This is a genomic window from Shinella sp. GW821-FHT10F02, assembly GCF_058809275.1.
Map to the genome: position 1 here is coordinate 208,953 of NZ_JBXASL010000008.1, position 25,098 is coordinate 234,050.

The following is a 25,098-nucleotide window of genomic DNA, read 5'->3' on the forward strand; positions in this document are numbered from 1 at the left end:
CCTGACCCGACCATCCATAAGCCGCTGAGAAATATGGATCCTCGGCTCAAGGCCGAGGATGACGTCGAGGATGTGGCAAGGTTCGCCGAGAATACGGGGAGGCCAGTCACCTCCCCTTCACATTTTCGTCAGATGACGACGTGCGAGCCAAGCTCGACGACGCGGTTGGTCGGCAGGCGGAAGTAATCGGAGGGATCGGTCGCGATATTGGCGAGGCCAATGAACAGCCGGTCCTGCCACATCGGCATGCCCGATTCGGCATCCGGCACCAGCTTGCGGCGGCCGAGATAGAACGAGGTCGACATGATGTCGAACTTGTGCCCCGCCTTTCGCATCAGGCCGAGCGCATGGGAGACATTTTGCGTCTCCATGAAGCCGAAGCGCATTTCGATTCGCGTAAAGCGCTCCGAAATCTTCTCGACCGAGAATCGTTCGGCAGGAACGACACGCGGCGTGTTGGCGGTCTTGACGGTCAGGATGAAGTTGCGCTCGTGCAGAACGTGATTGTGCTTGATATTGTGCAGCAGGGCGGCCGGTGCGAAATCCGGATCGCTGGTGAGGAAGATCGCGGTTCCCGTGACCTGCACCGGCGCATGCGCGCTCTGCTTTTCCACCGATTTGATGAAGGCCGGCAATGGCACCTCGATGCGCCGTGTCTTGTCGCGCAGGATGCGGGTGCCGCGCGTCCATGTCCACATCAGCACGACGACGCCGGCGGCGATCGTCACCGGCACATAGCCGCCGTCATGCACCTTGAGCAGGTTGGCGCCGAGGAAGGTCAGTTCGAGCAGGAAGAGCGGCAAGAGCACGGCGGTCGCGGCGAGCGGCGTCCAGCGCCAGCGCATGCGCAGAAACTCGAAGGCGAGCACGGTCGTCACCACCATCGCGCCGGTGACCGAAATGCCGTAGGCGGTCGCGAGCGCCTCGGACGAGCCGAAGATGAAGACGAGCATCATCACGCCGAACAGCAGTACCGTGTTGACCCCCGGCAGGTAGATCTGGCCGGTCTGGGTTTCCGAGGTGTGGAAGATTTCCATGCGCGGCAGGAAGCCGAGATGGATCGCCTGGCGCGTCAGCGAGAAGGCGCCGGTGATGACCGCCTGGCTGGCGATGATGGTGGCCGCCGTCGCCAGGATGACGACGGGCAGCAGCGCCCATTTCGGGAACATCAGGAAGAACGGGTTGGAGATCGTCTCGGGATGGGCAAGCACCAGCGCGCCCTGGCCGAGATAGTTCAGCGTCAGCGCCGGGAAGACCAGACAGAACCACGCCCACTGGATGGGTCGGCGGCCGAAATGGCCGAGATCGGCATAAAGCGCTTCCGCGCCGGTGACCGTCAGGAAGACGGCGCCGAGCACGACGAGACCGACATAACCTTCGCTCAGCATGAAAAGCACGGCGTAGTAGGGGTTGAAGGCCGCAAGGATGCCGAGGTCGTCGCTGATATGGTTGAGGCCGGCAATGCCCATGACGATGAACCAGATGGCCGTGATCGGACCGAAGAATTTCGACACGGCGGCCGTGCCCCAGGACTGCACGGCAAAGAGCATCACCAGGATGACGACCGATATGGGCACGACATAGTCGCCGAGCGTCGGCGTCACCAGTTTCAAACCCTCGACGGCCGACAAAACCGAGAGCGCCGGCGTGATCATCGCATCGCCGATGAAGAGGGCCGCCCCGACGGCCGCCAGGAAGAACAGCACGGCGGCGTGGTTGCCCGCGGTCTTGGTGAGCAGCGCAAGCAGGGAAAGAGTGCCGCCCTCGCCGTGGTTGTCGGCGCGCAGCAGGAAGAGCACGTATTTCAGCGTGACGATGATCGTCAGCGTCCAGATCATCAGCGAGATCAGGCCGATCACCTCGACGCGCGAAACGCCGTCGTCGGCGACCGGGCGGAGCGCCTCGCGGAAGGCGTAAAGCGGGCTCGTCCCGATATCGCCATAAACGACGCCGACGGAGCCGAGGGCGAGAAGGAACAGTGTGCGCGCCCTGTTGTGGGAATGCGGGGCGCTACCGGCGTGTTCGTGCATGGGGCGATCAGGCTCTAGAGCCAGCCTTTCCAGCGAAAGAAGAAGAACGGGAGGATTGCCGACAGCAGCATGGCCGCTAGCGTCAGCGGGTAGGCATAGGCAATGTGCAGTTCCGGCATGAATTCAAAGTTCATGCCGTAGGTGGAGGCGATCAGCGTCGGCGGAAGCAGCACGACGGAGGCGATCGAGAAGATCTTGATGATGGCGTTCTGCTCGAGATTGATGAGGCCGAGCGAGGCATCGAGCAGGAAAGTGATGTTGCCGGCGACGAAGCTTGCATGTTCGGACAGCGACTGCACGTCCCGCGTCACCGTGCGGCAGAGTTCGAGGCTCTCGCGGTCGGATTGCAGCGCCGGCACGCCGTGCAGGAAGGTCAGCATGCGCGAGAGCGACATGAGACTGTCGCGCGCCTTGGCCACAAGCCGGTGCAGCGCGGAGACCTGCACGACGCGGTCTTCCAGGTAGTGCGCCGGGCGGCGGCTGAGATGGTGGTTGCCGAAGACCTCAAGGGAGAGCTTGTCGGCACGACCGACCGCGATCTCCAGGATTTCGGCGGTGCGGTCGGCGATGGTTTCGAGGAGCCGCGTGATGAGCACGGTCGGCGAGGCGCAGCCACCCGGGATGCGGTGCATGCCGGCCTTGAACAGCGAGAACGAGCGCGGCTCGGCATACCGCACGGTCAAAAGCCTGTCTGGCGTCAGGATGAAGGCGACGTCGGTCAGGTGCGGCAGGTCGCTTTCGGCCTTCACCATCAGCGAGGCAGTCATGTAGGTCGCGTTGCCATCGGTGTAGAGGCGGCTCGACGGCTCGATGTCCTTGAGTTCGTCGCGGGTCGGCACGTCGATCCTGAGCGCCTTCTCGATCAGCGCCTCGTCCTCGCGGGTCGGCTCCGTCAGGTCCACCCACACGGCACGATCGAGAATCTCGGCGGCAGCGGAATCGCTTTCCGCCGGCAGGGTGCATGCCTCGCCGTTGGGACGGAAAACCGTGATCACCGGCGAATGGCTCCGGAACGGACCATCGCTCACACTCCTGATTGAACGCCGCCTGTGGCGGGGTTGGCCGCGCATATTGCGCGGCGCAACATAAAAATCAAGCTCACGGCGCTGAACGCGGTTGGGGACCGAAAGGTTCGCCTATTCGAAGACGATGGCCGGGGCGCCGCGCCCACCCTTGCCCTGCACCGCCTGCAGTTCCTCCCAGACCCGGGTGGCGATGGCGCGGTAGGTCTTTGCCGCCGCACCGTCCGGGTTGGAGACGACGACCGGCGTGCCGGCATCGGACGTCTCGCGGATATCCATGGTCAGCGGCACTTCGCCGAGGAAGGGCACGCCGATGCGTTCCGCCTCCTTGCGTGCGCCGCCATGGCCGAAGATGTCGTAGCGGTTGCCGGTGTCGGGCGCGATGAAATAGCTCATGTTCTCGACGATGCCGAGCACCGGCACCTCGACCTTGCTGAACATGTTGAGACCCTTTCGCGCATCGATCAGCGCGAGGTCCTGCGGCGTCGAGACGATGACGGCGCCGGCGAGCGGCACCTGCTGGGCCATGGTGAGCTGGGCGTCGCCGGTGCCCGGCGGCATGTCGACGACGAGCACATCGAGCTCGCCCCAGGCGACCTCGCGCAGCATCTGCATCAGCGCCGACTGGATCATCGGGCCGCGCCAGATCATTGCCACTTCCTCATCGACGAGGAAGCCCATCGACATGACCTTGATGCCGTAATTCTCCATCGGCTTGATGATGCGGCCGTCGATCTGCTGCGGCCGGCCGGAAATCTGGAGAAGCCGCGGCATGGAGGGACCGTAGATATCGGCATCGAGGATGCCGACCCGCAGGCCATTGACCTTGAGCCCCAGCGCCAGGTTGACCGCGGTGGTCGACTTGCCGACGCCGCCTTTGCCCGACGCAACGGCGATGATGGCGCCGACGCCCGGAATGCCGGATTTTGCGCGCTGCTGCGGCTGGGCCTGCGCGGCATGGGCGTGGTCTGCGTGGGAGTGGCCGGCATGAGAATGGCCGGCGTCACCGCGGCCCGGCGGCGGCGGAGTGGGTGCGCGCGCGGCGGCGGGGCCGGTGGCGGCGCGCTTGTCGGCGGTCAAGGCCACCATGGCGGCCTTGATGCCAGGGATTTCCTTGACGACGCGTTCGGCGGCGGCGCGCATCGGATCGAGCTCACGGGCGCGGTCGGCCGGCACGGTGATGGAGAAATAGGCCTTGCCGTCGGAGATGAAGACGTCCGAGACGAGACCGAGATCGACGATATTGCCGTCCATCTCCGGCCCGCGCACCGTGCGCAACCGTTCCAGCACCTGTTCCTTGCTTACATCCGTCATGAAACCCTCGATCGTCCTGTCGTGGCGTCAAACCACAGCCCTGCCCCCGTAGATAGTGTACGGGACGGCCATCGCCAAACGAATTTCCCTGCGACAGAAAGCTCAGGCGATCAGCCCGCGGCGGATCGCCTTGACCACGGCCTGGGTGCGGTTGACCGCTTCCAGCTTGCGGGTGACCTGGTTGAGATAGTGGTTCACCGTGTGCTCGGAAAGGCCGAGGATTTCGGCGATCTCCAGGCTCGTCTTGCCCGCCGCCGTCCAGCTCAGGCACTGGATCTCGCGTTCGGTGAGCACCACCTGGCCGGATTTCCACGCCGCACCGATCTCGGCCAGCCGGTTGAAGAGATGCACGGAAATCATCTGCAGCATCAGCCGGTCGTCGCGCGCCAGCGTCGGGCCTTCGCCGCCCCAGACGACCGCGCCGCGATTGCCGAGCGCATCGTGAACCGGGAAGAAATGGCCGACCAGCATGCCGTGATTGGTCATCACGTCGAGCAGTTCGGTAAAATCCGCCTGTTCGGAGGATTCGCCGATCCATTCGCGCATGTCATACGTAAAAGGCACCGTGGTAAGGCGCAGCTTCCGGATGCCGGCGGAGTGGCGCACCATGCGCAGGGCATCGTATTTGCCGAGAATTTCCTGCGGCCAGTTGCTGACGATGGAATAGGCCGACAGCTTTTCCGCCTCGAAGCCCGGCAGGTTGAAGACGATGAAGAATTTGAGCCCGTATTCCTCGCACTTGCGCCGCATATAGCGCACGATATCGAACTGCGTTTCGAGGGCGGCGATGTCGCTGCCCTCGTCCTGTAGCTGGTTGTCGGTGCTGCTTGTCTCGTCAGCTGTCATGGTCCCCCGCAATTTTGTTCTTGGCCTTGAGCAACTGGAGCCGAGCCGCACGTGTTCCAGAAAATCGCAAGGTTTTTTTGTGCATCAGTTCAAAAGTCCGGCGCGGATCGCTTTTGCGACCGCCTGGACCCGGTTGACGGCATCAAGCTTGCGCGTCGCCCGGTTGAGATAGTGGTTGACCGTATATTCCGACAGGCCGAGAATTTCCGACATCTCGACACTGGTTTTTCCGGCAGAAGCCCAGGAGAGGCACTCGATCTCGCGACGCGAGAGCGAGACGTTCTGCCGGCGACCGGCGCGCAGGTCGACCACCTCGGTGAAGATGAGGTTGGCGACCGCGTTGAGCTCGGCCATTTCACGCGGATTGAGGGTTTCGCGCGTGCCGCCGAAGGCAAGCGCGCCACGAAGGCCGGCCGAATTGTGCGCCGGGAAATAGGCCCCGCGCGACAGGCCGTGCCGATCGAAGAGGCCGGTCGCAATCGCCGCCTTGCCATCGATCCGCCGGCGGTTCGTGCGGTCCGAATCATAGGTGAAGGGGTTGGTGCTCTGGCGCAGGCGTTCGATGACAGGGCTGCCGAAAATCAGGCCGGCATGGTCGTAGGTCTTGAGCATCTCGTCCGGCCAGGACGTCAGCAGCACGTTGGAGGAGAAATCGGTCGACGTTTCGGAAGGAACGTTGATCAGCAGGTAGCTGCGAAAGCCATAATGCTTGGCGAGGCCATCCAGCGTCTCGGCAACATCCTCCTCCGAGCCCAGAGTCGAGGGACTGACGTCCCAGCGATGCCGAAGCTGTGCAGATGTCGTGTGAAATCGATCCGCCATATCCATTTTCCTTCAGCACGCACGCGAACGTGCGGCAAAACATGCCGACACGATGCACTGCTTGCTTCAGGAACCCCCGTATCCCAATGCAAGTATATAAGATGAACCGCGCCTCAAGTTCGCGGGTGAGCGACGCAAATCTGAGCCGGCCGAGAGGGAAGCTAATGGTGCCCCCACCCCGCGTCCAGCGCGATTTTCTAATTTACCGTAAAATGGGGGCATAAGACAACCGTGCGATCACTTACGTACCTCAAGCCTCGACCTACCGTTGCGGGCCGAGGCGAGCCGCCAGTTCCGCCGTGATGGCGCGGGCCGCATGGCTGACGCGCGGCGCCCAGCCGTCGAGCTGCTCCTGCCCGACCCGGTAGGCCGGCCCCGTCACCGAAACGCCTGCGAAAAGCGCGCGGCCGGCATCGAAGACCGGGGCTGCGACGCAGCGGATGCCGGGCTCGTGCTCCTCCCGGTCGAAGGCTATGCCGCTCGCCCGGATTTGCGAAAGTTCAGCGAGAAGCGACGCCCGGTCGGCGAGCGTCTGCGGCGTAAAGCGGCGGAATTCCAGGCCCGACAGGATGGCGTCGAGCGCTGGCGCATCGAGCACGGACAAAGCCGCCTTGCCGACGCCGGTGCAATAGACCGGCGAGGCATTGCCGATCTGCGAATTCATGCGCACGGCCTGCCGGCTCTCCACTTTGTCGAGATAGATGATTTCCCGCCCGCGCAGGACGCCGAGATGCACGGTCTCGCCGGTCTCCCGGTGCAGCGCTTCGAGAAAGGGGGCGGCGACGGCGCGGAATTCGTTGCGCGCCCAGCTGGCGGAAGCGAGTTTCAACAGGCGCAGGCCGGGTGTATAGGAATGGTCCGGGCGCAACTCCAGGAGCCCTTCCTGCAACAGATGGGAAAGCTGGCGGTGCAGCGTGCCGCGCGGCTGGCCGCTGACAGCGAGCACGTCGGTGAAGCGCATGGGGCGATCGGCCAGCGCCACCGTCTCCAGCACGGCGATCGCCTTGCCGAGCGTGCCGGTGCCCGCACCACCCTCGTCCTGCCGTTCCGGTTCCATTGTCGCAGCTCCCGCCGATCCCTTGACACGGGCGTATAGTAACGGAATAATTCCGAATAATCAAACTCAGTTCCAAATAATGGAATTTATATCGGGAGCGTGACGATGGCGGGCCGCTATCCGGACCTCGCAGGACAGGGCGTTTTCATCACCGGCGGCGGCTCGGGCATCGGGGCGGCACTGGTGGCGGGTTTTGCTGCCGAGGGTGCGCGCGTCGCCTTCGTCGACATTGCCGAGGCGGAGAGCCGCGCGCTCGTCTCCGAGCTTGACGGCAAAGTCGACCATATCCCGCATTTCATACGGGCGGACCTGCGCGATATCGCGGCCCTGCGCAGCGCGGTCACCGAGGCGGCGGCGGTGCTTGGTGGCATTCGCGTGCTCGTCAACAATGCCGCGCGCGATGACCGGCATGATTTCGACACCGTCGAACCGGACTATTGGGACGACAACCAGGCCGTCAACCTGCGCCCCCACTTCTTCGCCGCGCAGGCCGTCGCCCCGTTCATGCGCCAGGCCGGCGGCGGGGCGATCGTCAATTTCTCCTCGATCGCCTATCTGCTGAACATGGGCGAGTTTCCGGGTTATGCGGCGGCCAAGGCCGGCATCGTCGGCCTCACCAAGTCGCTTGCCGGCCGGCTCGGCCCGGAGAAAATCCGCGTCAACGCCATCCTGCCCGGCATGGTGTTGACCGAGCGCCAGAAGCGCCTGTGGATCGACGAGGCGGCGATGGCCGACGGTATCGAGCGGCAATGCCTGAAGCGATCCCTGACGGCCGACGACATGGTCGGCCCCTGTCTTTTCCTGGCGTCGGAAGCCTCCGCCGCCATCACCGCACAGACGCTTATCGTCGATGGAGGCATGCTCTGATGACCGAACCCGCTTATGTCGCGGTCGACTGGGGAACGTCCAGCTTCCGCCTCTGGCTCATCGGCCGCGATGGCGGCGTGATCGCCGAGCGCCGCAGCGGCGAAGGCATGACGACCGCCGCGCGCACCGGCTTTGCCGACGTGCTGGCAAGCCATCTTTCGGCAATCGCCGCACCCGCCGGCCTGCCCGTGCTGATCTGCGGCATGGCCGGCGCCAAGCAGGGCTGGGTCGAGGCCGGTTATCTCGATACGCCGGCGGCGCTTTCCGCCATTCCCGCTGCCGCCGTGCGCATTCCCGGAACCGAGGCCGATATCCGCATCCTGCCCGGCCTTGCCCAGCGCGATGCGGCGGCGCCCGACGTCATGCGCGGCGAGGAGACGCAGCTTCTGGGGGCGGCCGGCGAACTCGGCAGCGGCGACCACCTCGTCTGCATGCCCGGCACGCACAGCAAATGGGTGCGCCTCTCCGACGGCAAGGTGCAGGGCTTCTCCACCTTCATGACCGGCGAGCTTTTCGAGACCATCGCCAAGCACACGATCCTCAGCCACGCCATCGCCGATGCCGGCGCGATTTCGGGCGGCAGCGCTGCGTTTCGCGATGCCGTGACGCGCATGGTCGCCAACCCCGCCATCGCCACCAGCCAGCTGTTTTCCGTGCGCGCGGGCTCGCTGATCGCCGGCCTTTCGCCGGAAGACGCCAAAGCGCGGCTTTCCGGCACGCTGATCGGCCTGGAGATCGCCGGTGCCCTCTCGCTCGTCGCCGCCGGCACGCCAGTCGCGCTCGTCGTCTCGGGCGGGCTTGGCGCGCTCTACAAGGAGGCGCTTGCTGCCGCCGGCCTTTCCCCCTCCATCATCGATGCCGACAGCGCGGTGCGCAACGGCCTTGCCGCGGGCGCCAAGGCGCTCTGGTCCCTCTGAGAAAGCAAAACAAGATGTCCCGCATTCCCTTCCCCCCGATGAAGTACCCGCTGATCGCCATCCTGCGCGGCCTGAAGCCGAGCGAGACCGAGGCGGTCGTCGGCGCCCTGATCGAGACCGGCCTGACGGCGATCGAGATCCCGCTGAACTCGCCCGAACCCTTCAAGTCGATCGAGATCGCCGTGAAGATGGCGCCGGAAGGCTGCCTGATCGGCGCCGGCACGGTGCTCACCGTCGAGGATGTCGGCAAGCTTGCCTATGTCGGCGGGCGGCTGATGGTGAGCCCGAATGTCGACCCGGAGGTGATTTCCACCGCCGCCGCCCGGGGCATGGTGACGATGCCCGGCGTCTTCACGCCCACCGAGGCGCTTGCGGCCGCGCGCGCAGGTGCCACGGGCCTCAAATTCTTCCCGGCCAGCGTGCTCGGCCCTTCCGGCATCCAGGCGATCCGCGCTGTGCTGCCGGCCGAACTGGAAATCGCCGCCGTCGGCGGTGTTTCGGAGAAGAACTTTGCCGATTATGCCGCCATCGGCGTGCGCAGCTTCGGCCTCGGCTCCAGCCTCTACAAGGTGGGCATGGGCGCCGACGAGGTGCGCGCCCGGGCAAAAGCGACGATCGAGGCCTATGATGCCGTCTATGGAGGAAACCGATGACCGAGACCCATTCCTTTAACGGTCGCATCCTGTGCGACGTCGCCAGCGAACTCGGCGAAGGCCCGACCTACGATCCGGCGACCGACAAGGCGCTGTGGTTCGACATCAAGGGAAAGAAGCTGCACGAGCTGCATCTTGCGACCATGACCAAGGTCGTGCACGATCTGCCTTTCCTCGGCAGCGTGCTCGCCGTCATCGATGCGGAGCGCCAGCTGATCGTTTCCGACCAGGGCCTCTTCATCCGCGCCACCGCGGACGGCAAGCTCACTCCCTTCGCCACGCTGGAAGACAAGGCGCATAACCGCTCCAACGATGGGCGCGTGCATCCCTCCGGTTCGCTCTGGGTCGGCACGATGGGGCGCGGCGAGGAGAAGCGATCCGGCGCGATCTATCATGTGGCGCGCGACACGGTCACACGGCTCTATTCCGACATCACCGTTCCCAACGGCATTTGCTTTTCGCCGGATGGCAGCATCGGCTATTTCACGGATACGGGCGTCAATCATCTGATGCGCGTGGCGCTCGACCCGGCAACGGGCCTGCCGGTCGGCCAGCCGGAGGTGCTGAGCGACGAAACCGTCAATGCCGGCGGCATCGACGGCTCGGTCTGCGATGCGGACGGCCTCATCTGGAACGCGCGCTGGGGCGGCAATGCAGTCGAGGTCTACAAGCCCGACGGGACGAAGATCGCGCGCCATCTCGTGCCCGCGTCGCAGGCGACCTGCCCGGCCTTCATCGGCAGCAAGGCCGACCGCATGCTGGTGACATCCGCCTGGGCGGGATTCGATGCGGCGCGGCGTCTGGCCGATCCGCATGCCGGCCAGACCTTCGAACTCGGCATCGCGGTAAAGGGGCGATTCGAACCGAAATTCCTGCTCTAGACGCATAGCTGCAATCAAAAACGAGGCAATTTTTATCGGAACCAAACCGGGGGGTCGCCGTTCCTTGTCCATCAGCCGGTGCGGACGGGCACTTCAAAACCTCCGCCGCGCCTTGATGCCAACGAGACGAAAGGCAGGTTCCAAAATGACCAACAAGCTTCTTACTTCCGTTGCCGCTGGTGCAGTTTTCCTGGGCGCGGCTCTTGCTCCGGCAGCGTATGCGCAGGACACCACCCAGCCGGCCGCCGGTGAAACCCAGACCATGGAAAAGCCGGCCGTAATGCCGGGCGATGACGCGACGGGCACGACGCCTGGCGACACCGCCGCCAACCCGACGACGACCCCGACCGACGACACGGCCCAGACGCCGGCCACCGGTACGGCAACCCAGGATACGGCTGAAACGCCGGCAACCGCCACGGAAGACACCGCCCAGGCTCCAGCCGCCGGTGGGGACTACCTGACGGCCCAGTCGCCGGAACAGATCAGCGCCAACACCTATATCGGCCAGGCTGTCTATAACAGCGCGGACGAAAGCATCGGCAAGATCTCCGACCTGATCATGGAGAAGGATGGCGGTATTTCCGCAGCCATCGTCGGTGTCGGCGGCTTCCTGGGCATCGGTGAAAAGTGGGTTGCGGTTCCGTTCGAGAAGATCTCGATCGCACAGGTTCCGGACACGGATGACGTCAAGCTCACGACGACCGAAACCGCCGAAAGCCTGCAGGCCGCGCCGGAATTCAAGACCACGGCGCAGCAGGTAGCCGAACGCCAGGCCACGACCCCGGTCGACACCTCGACGACCTCGTCGACGACCGATACGGGCACGGCCCCGGCCACCACCCAGCCGGTTGAATAACCGCCCAGCCGGTTGAATAATCCGGCAGGTACTTTCTGACCTCTCCAGCCCGGTGGCGTCCCCTGCGCCACCGGGTTTTTTCGTGCGTGGCCTAGAACAACACCCCGTATCGCAGGGCATCGTAGATGCCGGCGTGGATGTTGCGGCTGTGGACGGCATCGCCGATGCGGATGAGGTCGAAGGCGCCCTCCGGGTTGCGGGCCGCGATGGGGTTTTCCTGGCGGATCAGCGCCTTGTAGTCGACGGCGCCGAGATTGCACGACAGGGGCTTCAGCTCGAAATAGAGATCGGCCATCGGCATTGTGCCGTGCTCGACCACGACCTGCGCGACGCGGCGTTCGGTCGAGGCGGTCGGCGAGAAGTCGGAACAGAGCGTCGCCACCAGCGCATTGCCGTCGCGGCGCACCGATTTCAGCCGTGTGTTGATGGTGACGCGGACATTCTTCTCCGCGAAAGCCTTGGCATAGGGAACGTGGTTCATGCCGCCGATTTCCGGCGCGAAGAAGCGTTCAGGCGAGACCACTTCGAGCTCGGCACCCGATTTGGCGATCAGTTCTGCCGCCGTCATGCCGCTATGCGCGCCGTTGTCGTCGTAGAGCAGCACCGGGCCTTCCGGCCGGACGGTACCGGCGATGATGTCCCAGCTCGACACGACCAGGTCGTCGCCCGCTTCCAGCTCCGGGTTTTGCGCGATACCGCCGGTGGCGATGACGACGAGATCGGGGTTGAGGGCGAGCACATCGTCGCCGCCGGCAAAGACGTTGTAGTGAACGGGCACGCCAAGACGTTCCAGTTCGGCAAGCCGCCAGTCGACGATGCCGACCAGTTCCTTACGGCGCGGGTTGCGGGCGGCGAGCAGGATCTGGCCGCCGGCCTCGCCGGTCGCCTCCAGCACCTCGACGGCATGGCCGCGCTCGGCGAGCACGCGGGCGGCCTCCAGCCCCGCCGGGCCGGCGCCGACCACAACGGCCTTGCGGACCGGGCCGGTCGTCTTCGAAATGACGTGAGGAATGGTCGCCTCGCGGCCGGTCGCCGCGTTGTGAATACAGAGCGCGCCGCCGCCCTCGTAGATGCGGTCGAGGCAGTAGGTGGCGCCGACGCAGGGGCGGATCTGCGCCTCCCTGCCTTCCTCGATTTTTTTCACGATATGCGGATCGGCGATGTGGGCGCGCGTCATCCCGACCATGTCGAGTTTGCCCTCGGCGATCGCGTGGCGGGCCGTCGCGACATCGGCGATGCGGGCGGCGTGGAAGACCGGGAATTTCGTTGCGGCCCGCACCTCGCCGGCAAAATCGAGATGCGGCGAGGCGGCCATGCCCTGGATCGGGATGACGTTGGTCAGGTGCGCATCGTGGTCGATATGGCCCTTGATGATGTTGAGGAAATCGACCTTGCCGGAGCCGGCAAGCCGGCGGGCGATCTCGATGCCCTCCTCTCTCGACAGGCCGATGTCCCAGTCCTCATCCGCCACCATGCGGATGCCGACGATGAAATCCGGGCCGACAGCCTTGCGCACCGCCTCCAGCACCATGTCGGAAAAGCGCAGGCGATTGTCGAGCGAACCGCCGTATTCGTCGTCGCGCCGGTTGGTGGCGGGCGACCAGAAGCCGTCCATCAGATGGCCATAGGCTTCGAACTCGATACCGTCGAGGCCCGCGGCCTGCATGCGTTGCGCGGCCGCAGCGTAATCGCCGACGATGCGCTCGATGTCCCAGTCCTCGATTTCCTTGGGGAAGGCCCGGTGGGCGGGTTCGCGCACGGAGGAAGCCGAGAGCACCGGCAGCCAGTCGCCCTTGTTCCAGCCGGTGCGGCGGCCGAGATGGGTGAGCTGGATCATCACGGCGCAGTCATGCTCATGACAGTCGTCGGCGATCTTCTTCAGCCACGGCACGATCTCGTCGCTATAGGCGTAGAGATTGCCGAAGGCGGGCGGGGAATCCTCCGAGACGATGGCCGAGCCCGCCGTCATGGTCAGCGCCATGCCGCCCTTGGCCTTTTCGGCGTGGTAGAGCCGGTAGCGGTCCTTCGGCATGCCGTCTTCGGAATAGGCCGGCTCGTGCGAGGTCGACATGATCCGGTTCTTCAGCGTCAGGTGCTTCAGCCGATAGGGCTGGAGCAGCGGGTCTTTCGATGGCGTCATTTCAAGTCTCAATACCACGCATCTGCCATGGCGGCCTTCTTGCGGTCCATATAGTCGCAGAGCGCCGCGTCGATGGCGATATCCAGCGGCGGCGCTTCATATTCGGCGAGCGTCTTTTTCCACTGCCGATTGGCGCGCGTCGCCATGTCGGTCGAGCCGCCCTCCTCGCTCCACTTCTCGAAGGGCTCGTTGTCGGACAGCATCGAATCCCAGAAGGCCGTCTGGTAGTTGCGCATCGTGTGGTCGCAGCCGAGGAAATGGCTGCCGGGGCCGACCTGCAGGAAGGCATCCATGGCAAGCGTGTTGTCGTCCACGACGACGCCCGCGAGATAGGAATGCAGCGCGCCGCAGAGATCCGCGTCCATGACGAATTTTTCATAGGACATGGCGAGCAGGCCATCCAGGAAACCGGCGGAATGCAGGATGAAGTTCGCGCCGCAATGCACGGCCGACAGCATGGACATCAGCCCTTCCTGCATGGCCTGCCCATCCGGCAGCTTGGAGTTGGAAAAATTGCCGGCGCAGCGCAGCGGCAGCTTCAGGCGGCGCGCGAGCTGGCCGACGACCATGGAGCCGATGGCGGGCTCCGGTGTGCCGAAGGTCGGCGAGCCGGAGCGCAACGACATGGACGACAGGAAGTTGCCGAAGATGACCGGGGCGCCCTTGCGCTCAAGCTGGGTCAGCGCGCAGCCCGCGAGCGTTTCGGCGAAGGATTGCGCGATGGCACCGGCATTCGTCACCGGACCCATGGCGCCGCCGAGGATGAAGGGCACGATGACGGCGGCCTGGTTGGCGCGCGCATAGGCGCGCAGCGACTTCGTCATGGTGCCGTCCCAGACGAGCGGCGAGTTGACGTTGACATTGCCGAGGATGACGCAGTTCTTATCGACGAAATCGGCGCCGAACAGGATGCGCGCCATGTCGATGGAATCCTCCGCGCGATCTTCCGCGGTGATCGAGCCCATGAAGGGCCGGTCGGAATATTTCATATGGCTGTAGACCATGTCGAGGTGGCGCTTGTTCACCGGAATGTCGACCGGCTCGCAGATCGTGCCGCCGGAATGGTGCAGCCAGGGGCTCGACTGGGCGAGCTTGATGAAGTTGCGGAAATCCTCCAGCGTGCCGTAGCGCCGGCCCTTGTCGAGATCCATCACGAAGGGCGAGCCATAGGCGGGCGAAAAGACCACCTTGTTGCCGCCGATCTGCACGTTGTTGGCGGGATTTCGCGCGTGCTGGGTGAATTCGGCGGGCGCCGAGGAGACGATCTCGCGCAGCATGCCGGGCTCGAAACGCACGAGCAGGCCTTCGACCTTGGCGCCCGCGCGCTTCCAGTGCTCGATCGTCGCGGGATCGTCGCGGAATTCGATGCCGACCTCGGCGAGGATGCGGTCCGCGGCACCCTCGATCTTCAGGAGGTTTTCCTCCGACAACACGTCATAGGTCGGGATGCCGCGCACGATATAGGGCACACCGAGCGGCTTTGCGCTGTTGTCCCGACGCGTTCCCCTCGTCCGCCGTGCCGGTGCTTCGATCGTCGCTGCCTCGCCCATGCTTGCCTCCATAATTTGAACCGAGGCTAGGCGCGAAAAATCCCGCTGTAACGCTGGAAAAAACTTACCGAGACTATAAGCTGTATTTATGGAAACGCTGCGCCGCCTACTCCCCTCCGCCTCCAGCCTCATCATCTTCGAGGCCGCCGGGCGGCACCAGAATTTCACCCGTGCCGCAAGCGAGCTCGGCATGACGCAGGCCGCCGTCTCCTATGCGGTGCGCAACCTGGAGGAACAGCTCGGCGTCGCGCTGTTTCACCGCGTCCATCGCGCGGTGGAGCTGACGGACGCCGGCGAGCGTTTCCACGCCGACGTGACGCTCGGCCTGTCGCGCATCCAGAAATCGGCGGAGGATATCCGCGCCAAGGGGCGGGAGGCGAATGTGACGCTCGCTGCCTCCACCGCCTTCACCTCGATGTGGATGCTGCCGCGGCTCGGCAAGCTGCGCGCCGACCTGCCGGATGTCGACCTGCGCATCCAGACCAGCGTGCGCGATCTCGACCTCGACGAAGAGCCGATCCCGCTCGGCATTCGCGGCGGCGATCCGGCAAAATGGCCGCGCTACCACGCCGCGCTGCTTGCGCCGGAGGTGATCACCGCCGTGGCGAGCCCCGCCTTCATCGAAAGCCGCGGGCATCCGAAGACGCCGGAGGAACTGCTGAAACTGCCGCTCATCCATCTGGAGGAGCCGGTCAGGGCCGCCTGCGACTGGCCGGAATGGTTCGCCAGCGCCGGCGTGCGCTATCCGTCACAGGCCCGGCGGCTGTCGATCAACGATTATGTGCTGGTGATCCAGGCGGTACTGGCGGGGGAAGGTGTCGCGCTCGGCTGGCAGCACCTCATCGAGGGGCAGGTGCGCTCGGGCGCGCTCGTCACCGTCGGCGGCCATGTGCTGCGGATGGAGGAAGCGTTCTATGTGGTGTGGCCGCGCTCGCGGGAATTGAACGGCCCGGCCCGGCGGGTGCGCGACTGGCTGGTTGAGGAAGGTCGGCAAAGCCGGGCCGGCGAGGCCTAGCGGCGCAGGACCGGGCGCACCTCTTCGTGGAAAAAGCGGAAATAGGAGGTGATCTGCGCCAGCGCATTGGTCGACAGCTTGTACTGGATACCAAGGCGGCCGTTGCGGAACCAGCGGATCGTGCCGCTAAGCCTGCCGAGTTCCTCGCTCTCGATGGTCACGAGCTGGCCCGGTATCGCCTGCACCGGCTTTTCCAGGTCGAGCGCCATGCCGTTTTCCGACAGATCGACCACACGGCCGCGCGTCGACTGGTGCATGACGTGCACCGTCGCGAAAATACGCACATTCGAACGGCTGGCGGCCCTGACGGGCATATCCTTGATGGTGGTCATCCGCGGCTCCACTCACGAATTCATTCAATGGAGCTCACCATAATGAGGAGTGTTTGCCGCTCCGCTAAACGAAAGCGTGCAATTTTACCGAACTGCCCTATTCGGAGACAAATCGTCAGGCGGAGGCGGCGCGGCCTTCGATGCTGACATAGCGGTCGGAAAGGTAGCGCATGGTGGCGACGGCATCGGCCGGCTTGCCGTAGAAATAGCCCTGCCCCATGCCGCAGCCGAGTGCCTTCAGCTTGAGCGCCTCGGAGAAATCCTCAATGCCCTCGGCGACCACGGCAAGGTCCAGGCCTTCGCACATGGCGACGATCGCCTTGATGATGTGCTCGGAGGCCTTGTCGTTGGAGATGCGCGAGACGAACGCGCGGTCGATCTTCACCTTGTCGAAGGTGAAATCGCGAAGCCGCCCGAGGCTCGACTGGCCGGTGCCGAAATCATCGAGCGAAATGCGAACACCGGCAGCACGCAGCTCGCCGACGATCTTCTGCGCCGTGTCGGCATCCGTCATCACCGCGGTCTCGGTGATCTCCAGCTCCAGCCGGCGCGGATCGAGCCCGACGCGGTTGAGGATCGCCAGCGTGTTGAAGGCCGTCTTCGGGTCCATCAGCTGGGCGGAGGAGAGGTTGAACGACAGGAACAGCTCGCGCGGCCAGGAAAGCGCCGCTTCCGCCGCCTTGCGCAAGAGCGTGTCCGACAAGGCATCGATGAAGCCGCGCTCTTCGGCGAGCGGCACGAAAACGGCGGGCGAGACGTAGCCGAGATCGGCATCGCACCAGCGCGCCAAGGCCTCGAAACCGACGACCGTATCGTCGCGCAGGCTGACGATCGGTTGGAAATGCACATCCACCTCGTTGGCGATGATGGCATTGCGCAGCGCCTGTTCGAGCTGCGTCGCGCGCTTCATCTCCTGAGCGATTTCCTGCGAATAGACCGTGATCTGGCCGCGGCCGCGACGCTTGGAACGGTAGAGCGCTGTATCGGCGCTCTTCAGGAGTTCGGTGAAATCCTCGCCGGCGAAGGGATAGATGGAAAAGCCGAAGGAGGCGGAGAGGCGCACGTTGCGGTCGCCGAGATCGAAGGGCGCGGACAGCACCTCGCGCAGCATCTGGCCGATCTTCTCGGCGCCCTTGCGCTCGAAGACCAGCGGCAGCACGAAGGCGAACTCGTCGCCGCCGTGGCGAGTGACGGTGGCGCCATCCGGAATGCAGGCCTTGAGCCGGTGGGCGACCTGGCAAAGGATCTCGTCGCCCGCACGCGGGCCGAACAGGTCGTTGATGGGTTTGAAGCCGTCGAGATTGGCGATGCCGACGGCGAAGGGTGCGGGATCTTCCTCGCGCTCCTTGGCGATCTGGCGGACCTTGTCACGCAGGCGATAGAGATTGCCGAGCCCGGTCAGCGGGTCGGTATAGGCCATGGCATGGAGGTCAGTCTGGGAAACATCCAGCGCCGCATGATTAGCAGACTTCATCAATGATTTCCCGTACTTGCCTCGACCTCCGACGACCGCTTCACGATGAGGCATGATCGTTAACAAAAGCATATCAAACGATCGTCACTCCTGTCCTCACGCCTCCCCAAATCTGGGGAGTTGACGCGCCTGCGTTGTATCCGGCGCGAGCGGCTTGACACGTTAGAGAGGAGATGCAATCTCTGACTTTAGAAAAATATACTTGAAAAGCCTGCAAAAAACACGAAGCGCGAAATATCGTGCGAAAAATGCTAATATTTCCCGGCGGAGGAAAGCCTATGTCAAATATACAGACTTATTCTGCAATCGGAGATTTCTCCACCGCGCGCCTTACGGAAACAGTTGCGCTTTTCGCGAAACACATCGCCGCTAACAGTGTCACGTTCAACGCCGATGGGACCGCCTCCGCCACACTGATGGTTAGCGGCCAGACCTTGACAGCGAGGTTTTTCAGTTTCTCGGAAACGATCGACGGATTGGACGTGGATTTCGACTATTTTCAGCTCCGCAACGCAAGCGGTGAGCTAATAGCTGAAATTGCTCTGGATGCGCTCTCCCTCAACGACTTCAAGCTCAACTCTACAATCGCGAAGGTGATGGACCTGCTGTTTGTCGAAGACGACTACATCAGCGGCGCCAAGGGTGACGACGTCATTCGCGGATATGATGGCGAAGACAATCTCATTGGAAACGACGGCGACGACTTTCTGGGTGGCGGCAATGACGCTGACATACTCCGGGGCGGCGACGGCAACGATTCCCTCGCCGGCGGCGCGGATGACGACAGGTTGCACGGCGACCGTGGGAAGGACGTCCTGAACGGCGAAAGTGGCGCCGACGAGATGTACGGGGATTCTGGCAACGACATCCTCAAAGGCGGCGCCGGCAGCGACACGATGCTCGGCGGTTCCGGGCAGGATACGCTGGAGGGCGGCAAGGGGGCGGACTTCATGGCTGGAGGTTCCGGCCCGGACATCTTTGTGTTCAAATCGATTACGGATTCGACCGTCAAGGAAGCCGGCCGCGACAAAATCTGGGACTTTTCCGAAGGATCGAGCGACCGCATCGACTTGTCGGCGATCGACGCCAGCACGAAATCGGGCGGCAACCAAGCGTTCAAATTCGTCGGCGACGGTGGTTTCCACAACAAGGCCGGGGAACTGCGCTTCAAGCAGTACTCGAATGAAACCTATGTCTATGGCGACGTCAATGGTGACGGCAAGGCCGACTTCGCGATCGGTTTCACCGGACTCATCGATTTCGCCAAGGCCGACTTTATCCTTTAAGAAACAACGGCGGCCGCTTCACGCGACCGCCTTCTCCCCTTGCATGGAGACATAACGCCGATAGATCACCTCGATCATGTCGGGGCTGACGGGCTTGGTGATGTAGTCGTCCATGCCGGCGTCCATGCAGTTCTGCATGTCGACATTGAGCGCCTGGGCGGTGACGGCGACGATCGGGGTGTGGGTGCCGGTCAGTTTCTCGGCGGCGCGGATTTCCATCGCCGCGTCGATGCCGTTCATCACGGGCATGGAGATGTCCATCAGCACGAGGCGCGGCTGGTGCTTGCGCCACAGCATGACCGCCTCCTCGCCGTTTTCGGCGATGCGGTGCGAAATGCCCATGCCTTCGAGGATCTGCGAGAAGACGAACTGGTTGATCTGATTGTCTTCCGCCACCAGCACCTCGATATCGCCGACGGCGCCGGGCAGCATGGTGGAGATGTCGGTGGCGATGTACCAGTCGTCGGTGAGCGAGACAGGCGTGACGATGTCGCCGAGCGGCGACTGGTTTTCCGAGAGCAGCTCGTGCTGCTCGACGAGACCGCGCATGAAATCCGGGCCGATGCCGTCCGGCGCGATCACCCGCGTGGCGATGCCGCGGCCATTGTCGATGATGGCTTCATGGTCCGGCATGTTGGCGTCGATCACCACCGCGTCAAGCGCAAGACCCTGGCGGGCGGCAAGGGCGAGGAAGGCATCGTGTTCGCTGACGCTGCGCACCGCACAACAATCGGCACCGCGCGCCTTGAACTCGCCGACGAGGATTTCCTCGATGCGCGGATTGGGCGTCGCGATCAGCACGCGCTTGCCGGAGAGGGCGCGCAGTTCCTCCGGGTTCATCTGGTCGAGCAGCAGGCGGCGTTCGGCGTCATGCACCGGGTCGAAGCAGTTCTGCGCCTCGACGAACCCGCCGGGCACGCGCAGAAATGCGTCCTCGTCGTCCGAGACGGCCTTGTCGCCCGCGACGAGCGCGCTCACGTCTTCCATGACCGTGACCAGTGCGTGGTGGCCGGGGGCGCCGATGCGGTATTTACGGGTAAGGACGTAGAGGTCGGAACCATCGGCGCGGATGACGTGCTCGGGCACGCTGAAGGGTTCGCCGGTCTCCAGCACGGCGCGGTCGCTGCGCTCGATGCGCTCGGCGTTTTCGGCATCGGCAAGATCCCAGACCGTGCGGCCGAGCACGCCGTCGGCATTGACGTCGTAGATGGCGCAGAAGGCCCGGTTCGCCGCGATATAGGCGAGGCTGCGGTCCTTGATGATCACCGGCGACGGCAGGGTCTCGAGGATCTCCTCGGTCAGCGCGATGCGCTCGAGGTCCGAGCGCCACTGCTCTTCCTGCTTCTTCTGTTCGGAAACGTCGACCAGCGTCGTGACATTGTAGCCGTTCGGCAGGCGGCGCTTGCGGAAATGGATCCACCGGTCGCGGCCGAGCCGCTCGACCGCATCATATTGCTCGCGCCAATGGGCGGAAATGCGGTTGGAGATCCACTCCTCGCGGTTGACCGCCTTGTGGCGCTGTTCGGGCGGAATGCCGTAGCGCACGCCGCTGTCGAAGATCGCGCCAAGCACGTCGCGAAGCCGCGTTCCGGACTTCAGCGTATCGGCGGGGATCGGGAAATAGCGGAGAACCTGGCGGCTGGCGAAGACGAGGCAATCGTTCTTGTCGTAGACGATCACGGCGGCGGCGAGGATATCGCACGCGGCTTCAAACATTCCCAACCGGATGTTCGCGTCTGACGACGCTACATCATTCATAGTGGCAGACCTCGCCTGTCTGGCATTCCCGGTATCATGCTGATCGGTGCATTGCACCTTCGGACGTGCGGGAATGACAGCGGCCAGCGACGCTGAAATTGTCCACCGGAGGACCCGGCCGGCTTGTGTTCATACAAGCGTCTGGGCACGTTCGCAGCATTTTATTAAAGCCTGATTAAACGATTTCAGAAGGCCCTGCGACGCAAGCCGGGATAAGGCAAGTTGGCCCTTCCAAGCCCGCGCCGAATCCGCGAAAATGGCGGCATGACCATCAGGCAGCTTTCCGAAACCCTCATCAACCAGATTGCCGCCGGCGAAGTGATCGAACGGCCGGCAAGCGCTGCCAAGGAATTGATCGAGAACGCGCTGGATGCCGGGGCGACGCGTATCGAGATCGCCACGGCCGGCGGCGGCAAGACGCTGCTTCGCGTCACCGACAATGGCAGCGGCATGGCGCCCGCCGAGCTGGAACTGGCGATCCGCCGGCACTGCACCTCCAAGCTCGAAACGGATCTCCTGGACATCCGCACGCTGGGCTTTCGCGGCGAGGCGTTGCCCTCGATCGGCTCCGTCGCGAAACTCTCGCTGCTCAGCCGCACGGCAGAGGCCGGCGAAGGCGCGGAAATCAGCGTGACCGGCGGCAAGGTGCAGCCGGTACGGCCGGCGGCGGCCAATCGCGGCACCGTGGTCGAGGTGCGCGACCTGTTCTTCGCGACGCCCGCCCGCCTCAAGTTCCTGAAAAGCGAGAAGGCTGAGGCATCGGCGATTTCCGACGTCGTGCGGCGCATGGCGATCGCCTTCCCGCAGGTGCGCTTCGTGCTGTCGGGCTCCGACCGCACGACGCTGGAATTTCCCGCGACCGGCACGGACCGGCTCGCCCGCATCGCCCAGGTGCTCGGCCGCGATTTCCGCGACAATGCCATCGAGATCGATGCGGCGCGCGAGGACGTGCGGCTCACCGGCTTTGCCGGCGTGCCGACCTTCAACCGCGGCAACAGCCTCAACCAGTTCGCCTTCGTCAACGGCCGGCCGGTGCAGGACAAGCTGATCTGGTCGGCGCTGCGTGCGGCCTATGCCGAGACCATCCCGCACGGGCGCTATCCGGTCGCCGTGCTGGCGATCGACATCGATCCCGCGCTGGTCGACGTCAATGTGCATCCGGCGAAATCCGACGTGCGCTTCCGCGATCCCGGCCTGGTGCGCGGCCTGATCATCGGCGCGATCCGCGAGGCGCTCGCCCGCGAGGGAGACCGTGCGGCGACGACGGGCGCCTACGGCCTGATGCGCGCCTTCCGGCCGGAGGCAGCACGCCCCGCCGCACCCTGGACGCCGTCCGCATCGCCTTACCGTCCCTTCGAGGCGGCGGGTGCCGCGCCGAACCATTTCCGCGAGCAGCAGGCGGGTTTTGCCGATTTCGCCGCGCCCTCGGCGCGCAGCGAGCCGGTCTTCCCCTCGCCGGCAGCCCGGGAGGAGGAGCCGCCGCAGCGCCACCCTCTGGGTGCTGCCCGCGCGCAGCTTCATGCCAACTATATTGTCGCGCAGACCGAGGACGGGCTCATCATCGTCGATCAGCATGCGGCGCATGAGCGTCTGGTCTTCGAGGAAATGCGCAATGCGCTGCATTCGCGCGCCGTGCCGGCGCAGGCGCTGCTCATTCCGGAGATCGTCGATCTCTCCGAGGACGATTGCGACCGGCTGGTCGCCCATGCCGACGAATTCGCCAAACTCGGCCTCGGCATCGAGCGCTTCGGCCCGGGTGCCGTCGCGGTGCGCGAGACGCCGGCCATGCTCGGCGAGATGGACGCGGCCGGCCTCATCCGCCAGCTTGCCGACGAACTGGCGGAATGGGACACGGCGAGCGGGCTGAAGAACAAGCTGGAATATCTCGCCGCGACCATGGCCTGCCACGGCTCGGTGCGCTCCGGCAGGCGCATGCGGCCGGAGGAGATGAACGCGCTGCTGCGCCAGATGGAAGCCACGCCCGGTTCCGGCCAGTGCAACCACGGGCGGCCGACCTATATCGAGCTGAAGCTGTCGGATATCGAGCGGCTGTTCGGGCGAAGCTGAGAGGGAAACCGCTGGAAATTTAGCCTATGCCGAGATATGGCATAGGCGTCACATGAGATGGATATTGAAATCGATGATGAACCGTTTTGAAGGCCGCGGCAGCCGCGAAGCGAAGATCCGCTATCTCGATGGCGATTTCCAGATCCTGATGCCGGGTTCGCACGTCACCTGCGCGATGACCGGCGAGACGATCCCGGTCGACGAGCTGCGCTACTGGAGCGTGCTGCGCCAGGAGCCTTACATCAGCTGCGAGGCTTCTCTGGAGGCCGAAAAGCGCGCTGGCGCGCTACCGACGCAGAAGCGCTGAACCTTATTTCTCCGCCAGCCGATGCAGCTTGCGCCGCCGTGCGCTGGCAATCGCCGCGTCGATGATCGCATCCGGCCCCTTCGGGTCGTCGAAGCGGATTTCCACCTCGATCACCCGGCTCTTCGCCTTCAGCTCCTCCGAGCGGCCATGCCCGCCGGCAAGGCGCACGCTGTCCTTTGCCGTGGTGACGAGCTGGTAGCCAAGCCCTTCGGCATGGTCGAGGATATCCGCCGCCTCGTCGTCGCTGAGGTAATGATGATCGGGGAAACCGCGCGTGACGTAGAGATGCGCGCCGGTCTCGGTGACGGTGCGGAAGAACTTTTCGTTGTCGGCAATGCCTGACCAGGCCATGACGACCTGGTCGCGCAGGTCGTCCGCGCCGACGGTAGCGAGTGTTGCGGAATGGATCGCCTTGCCGGCGCGTGCCGCCTGGCGGATCAGCCGGTCGGCCGCATTCCCGTCGCCGATCGCCAGCAGCGCATTGGCCTGCCGCATCTGCTCGGCAAGCGGCGCGCGCACCGGGCCGCTTGGCACGAGATAACCGTTGCCGATGCCGCGGCGGGTGTCGATAACCAAAAGCGCATAATCGAAGGTCAATTGCGCGCTCTGGAAGCCGTCGTCCATGATGATGAGGTCGGCGCCCTCCTCCACCAGCTTCCTCGCCCCTTTGACACGCCTGCGCGCGATCACCGTCAGCGCCTCGCGGGCGAGTAGCAGCGGCTCGTCGCCGACGGCGCGGGCGCGATGATGGTGCGGATCGACGACGGTGGTGACATCCAGCGAGCCGCCATAGCCGCGCGACAGGAAGCCGGGCTTGAGGCCGCGGGCCTTGGCGGCGCGGGCGAGCGCGATCGCCGTCGGCGTCTTGCCCGCGCCGCCGACGGTGAAATTGCCGACGCAGATGACGGGCACCGAAATCTCGGCGCGGCGCCCCTTGCGCATGCGCCGGCCGGCGATGAGCCCATAGAGGCGCGAGACGGGCCAGAGCGCATAGGCACGCCAGTCAGCCTTCGTCCACCAGAAAGGCGGCGCTTCACTTACCATTCAGTCCCCCACGGGCGTCCCGACCCGGTCGCGTCCAAGAAACGCGAGATGCTGCGGAAAATCAACCATGCGAAACGGGCCAGGCGAGCGAGCGGCGGTTTTCTCACGCCGCCGGGCGCGCGGTGGCTGCTTCGGGGAAGAGGGGCACGAGTTCGGTGATGTCGTTGAGGCAATAGTCGGAGGCGTCGGCCAGCGACTGGCGCGAGCCGGTGCCCGTCAGAACGGCGACGGTGAGGCCGGCGCCGGCGTTGCGGCCCATATGCATGTCGTGGTTGTTGTCGCCGACGACGGCGATCTGGTGCGGTTCGAGGCCCGTCGCCGCGCAGAAGCCCATCACCATGCCGGGTTCGGGCTTGGTGCCGAAACCGCTGTCGTAGCCGGCGACGTAATGCAGATAGCTATCGAAGCCAAAGCGTTTTGCCGTCGCGCGTATCGAGGCCTCGTTGTCGCTGGAGGCAACGCCGAGCCAGTAGCCGCGGGCATGCATGGTGGCGAAGAACTGGGCGAGATCCGTGACGGCGACGGCAAGCTGCGCGGAATTGGCGAAGAGCCCGTCGAAATGGGCGGCGAGCGCCTCCACCGTGAAGGGCGAGCCGGCGGCGACCATGCCTTCGGCGATCTCGACCGTGTTGCCGGCGGCCAGCAGGCTGTCGGGCGTGACATAGCCGGTGTCCGGGTTCATGCCGCCGGCCAGAAGCAGCACGCGGGCCAGGTCCTCGTCGCCGGCGGCGGCGATGCGGGCAAGCTCGTAGTTCACCGGCACCCAGCTCTTGGCATAGTCGAGCAACGTCCCGTCCTTGTCGAAAAGGATGCCGGAGATGGTCTGCGCCTTGGTCATGGCTTGCCTTTTCGTCTGG

General features: G+C 64.7%; 22 protein-coding genes. 9 read left to right on the plus strand and 13 right to left on the minus strand.

Annotation, left to right across the window (positions count from 1 at the left end; all coding sequences use genetic code 11):
• Positions 1-128: 128 nt before the first annotated feature.
• The 6 genes from AC1RWL_RS24485 to AC1RWL_RS24510 form a co-directional block, all read right to left on the minus strand.
• Positions 129-2,030 carry a potassium transporter Kup gene (locus tag AC1RWL_RS24485; RefSeq protein WP_439629800.1) on the minus strand — a complete coding sequence of 634 codons (1,902 nt, stop codon included), beginning with the start codon at positions 2,028-2,030 and terminating at the stop codon, positions 129-131.
• Between the two features lie 14 nt (positions 2,031-2,044).
• Positions 2,045-3,025 (minus strand): magnesium transporter CorA family protein, encoded by a 981-nt coding sequence (locus AC1RWL_RS24490; RefSeq protein WP_439629798.1) that lies wholly within the window; start codon positions 3,023-3,025, stop codon positions 2,045-2,047.
• 141 nt (positions 3,026-3,166) lie between these two features.
• Entirely contained in the window at positions 3,167-4,366 is a 1,200-nt protein-coding gene (locus AC1RWL_RS24495) for an Mrp/NBP35 family ATP-binding protein (protein WP_493095772.1), read from the minus strand.
• A gap of 102 nt (positions 4,367-4,468) precedes the next feature.
• Positions 4,469-5,212 (minus strand): helix-turn-helix transcriptional regulator, encoded by a 744-nt coding sequence (locus AC1RWL_RS24500; protein WP_439629794.1) that lies wholly within the window; start codon positions 5,210-5,212, stop codon positions 4,469-4,471.
• A gap of 84 nt (positions 5,213-5,296) precedes the next feature.
• Entirely contained in the window at positions 5,297-6,034 is a 738-nt protein-coding gene (locus AC1RWL_RS24505) for a helix-turn-helix transcriptional regulator (protein ID WP_439629792.1), read from the minus strand.
• A gap of 262 nt (positions 6,035-6,296) precedes the next feature.
• Positions 6,297-7,091: an IclR family transcriptional regulator gene (locus AC1RWL_RS24510; RefSeq protein ID WP_493095773.1), complete on the minus strand. Its 795-nt coding sequence runs from the start codon at positions 7,089-7,091 to the stop codon at positions 6,297-6,299.
• A gap of 105 nt (positions 7,092-7,196) precedes the next feature.
• Here AC1RWL_RS24510 and AC1RWL_RS24515 point away from each other — a divergent pair, with 105 nt between their 5' ends.
• The 5 genes from AC1RWL_RS24515 to AC1RWL_RS24535 all read left to right on the plus strand — a co-directional run bounded on the left by AC1RWL_RS24515 (position 7,197) and on the right by AC1RWL_RS24535 (position 11,268).
• Positions 7,197-7,958 (plus strand): SDR family NAD(P)-dependent oxidoreductase, encoded by a 762-nt coding sequence (locus tag AC1RWL_RS24515; protein WP_493095774.1) that lies wholly within the window; start codon positions 7,197-7,199, stop codon positions 7,956-7,958.
• Positions 7,958-8,875 carry a 2-dehydro-3-deoxygalactonokinase gene (locus AC1RWL_RS24520; protein WP_493095775.1) on the plus strand — a complete coding sequence of 306 codons (918 nt, stop codon included), beginning with the start codon at positions 7,958-7,960 and terminating at the stop codon, positions 8,873-8,875. Before AC1RWL_RS24515 ends, AC1RWL_RS24520 begins: the two co-directional genes overlap by 1 nt.
• Positions 8,876-8,889: 14 nt before the next feature.
• Entirely contained in the window at positions 8,890-9,528 is a 639-nt protein-coding gene (locus AC1RWL_RS24525; protein ID WP_256118519.1) for a 2-dehydro-3-deoxy-6-phosphogalactonate aldolase, read from the plus strand.
• On the plus strand, positions 9,525-10,409 hold the full coding sequence (locus tag AC1RWL_RS24530) for an SMP-30/gluconolactonase/LRE family protein (RefSeq protein WP_493095776.1): 885 nt from the start codon (positions 9,525-9,527) through the stop codon (positions 10,407-10,409). The genes AC1RWL_RS24525 and AC1RWL_RS24530 overlap by 4 nt, the downstream gene beginning before the upstream one ends.
• 145 nt (positions 10,410-10,554) lie before the next feature.
• A complete protein-coding gene (locus AC1RWL_RS24535) occupies positions 10,555-11,268 on the plus strand; it encodes a PRC-barrel domain-containing protein (RefSeq protein ID WP_256118517.1) in 714 nt (237 codons plus the stop codon).
• A 91-nt stretch (positions 11,269-11,359) separates the two neighbouring features.
• Here AC1RWL_RS24535 and AC1RWL_RS24540 read toward each other — a convergent pair whose 3' ends face one another.
• Together AC1RWL_RS24540 and AC1RWL_RS24545 are read right to left on the minus strand one after the other, a co-directional pair.
• A complete protein-coding gene (locus AC1RWL_RS24540) occupies positions 11,360-13,408 on the minus strand; it encodes an oxidoreductase (protein ID WP_493095777.1) in 2,049 nt (682 codons plus the stop codon).
• 8 nt (positions 13,409-13,416) lie between these two features.
• Entirely contained in the window at positions 13,417-14,958 is a 1,542-nt protein-coding gene (locus AC1RWL_RS24545) for a trimethylamine methyltransferase family protein (protein ID WP_493095778.1), read from the minus strand.
• Positions 14,959-15,046: 88 nt separating this feature from the next.
• Between AC1RWL_RS24545 and AC1RWL_RS24550 the strand changes: the two genes are divergently transcribed.
• Positions 15,047-15,973 carry a LysR substrate-binding domain-containing protein gene (locus AC1RWL_RS24550; RefSeq protein ID WP_256118514.1) on the plus strand — a complete coding sequence of 309 codons (927 nt, stop codon included), beginning with the start codon at positions 15,047-15,049 and terminating at the stop codon, positions 15,971-15,973.
• Here the strand turns inward: AC1RWL_RS24550 and AC1RWL_RS24555 are convergent.
• Together AC1RWL_RS24555 and AC1RWL_RS24560 are read right to left on the minus strand one after the other, a co-directional pair.
• Positions 15,970-16,305 (minus strand): PilZ domain-containing protein, encoded by a 336-nt coding sequence (locus tag AC1RWL_RS24555; RefSeq protein WP_256118513.1) that lies wholly within the window; start codon positions 16,303-16,305, stop codon positions 15,970-15,972. The genes AC1RWL_RS24550 and AC1RWL_RS24555 overlap by 4 nt on opposite strands.
• A gap of 115 nt (positions 16,306-16,420) precedes the next feature.
• Positions 16,421-17,779: a putative bifunctional diguanylate cyclase/phosphodiesterase gene (locus AC1RWL_RS24560; RefSeq protein WP_256118512.1), complete on the minus strand. Its 1,359-nt coding sequence runs from the start codon at positions 17,777-17,779 to the stop codon at positions 16,421-16,423.
• Positions 17,780-18,057: 278 nt separating this feature from the next.
• Here AC1RWL_RS24560 and AC1RWL_RS24565 point away from each other — a divergent pair, with 278 nt between their 5' ends.
• On the plus strand, positions 18,058-19,065 hold the full coding sequence (locus AC1RWL_RS24565) for a calcium-binding protein (protein WP_493095779.1): 1,008 nt from the start codon (positions 18,058-18,060) through the stop codon (positions 19,063-19,065).
• 18 nt (positions 19,066-19,083) lie between these two features.
• On the opposite strand, the gene AC1RWL_RS24570 is transcribed toward AC1RWL_RS24565, so the two are convergent.
• A complete protein-coding gene (locus tag AC1RWL_RS24570; RefSeq protein ID WP_493095780.1) occupies positions 19,084-20,781 on the minus strand; it encodes a response regulator in 1,698 nt (565 codons plus the stop codon).
• A 306-nt stretch (positions 20,782-21,087) separates the two neighbouring features.
• Here AC1RWL_RS24570 and mutL point away from each other — a divergent pair, with 306 nt between their 5' ends.
• Together mutL and AC1RWL_RS24580 are read left to right on the plus strand one after the other, a co-directional pair.
• The gene (mutL, locus tag AC1RWL_RS24575) at positions 21,088-22,890 is read left to right on the plus strand and encodes a DNA mismatch repair endonuclease MutL (RefSeq protein WP_493095781.1); all 1,803 of its coding nucleotides are present in this window, start codon (positions 21,088-21,090) and stop codon (positions 22,888-22,890) included.
• A 76-nt stretch (positions 22,891-22,966) separates the two neighbouring features.
• A complete protein-coding gene (locus AC1RWL_RS24580) occupies positions 22,967-23,197 on the plus strand; it encodes a DUF2093 domain-containing protein (RefSeq protein WP_256118739.1) in 231 nt (76 codons plus the stop codon).
• A 3-nt stretch (positions 23,198-23,200) separates the two neighbouring features.
• On the opposite strand, the gene lpxK is transcribed toward AC1RWL_RS24580, so the two are convergent.
• A complete protein-coding gene (lpxK, locus tag AC1RWL_RS24585; protein ID WP_435267481.1) occupies positions 23,201-24,241 on the minus strand; it encodes a tetraacyldisaccharide 4'-kinase in 1,041 nt (346 codons plus the stop codon).
• Between the two features lie 103 nt (positions 24,242-24,344).
• Positions 24,345-25,079, minus strand: a complete 735-nt coding sequence (locus AC1RWL_RS24590; RefSeq protein ID WP_435267482.1) for an HAD family hydrolase — start codon at positions 25,077-25,079, stop codon at positions 24,345-24,347.
• Positions 25,080-25,098 lie beyond the last annotated feature (19 nt).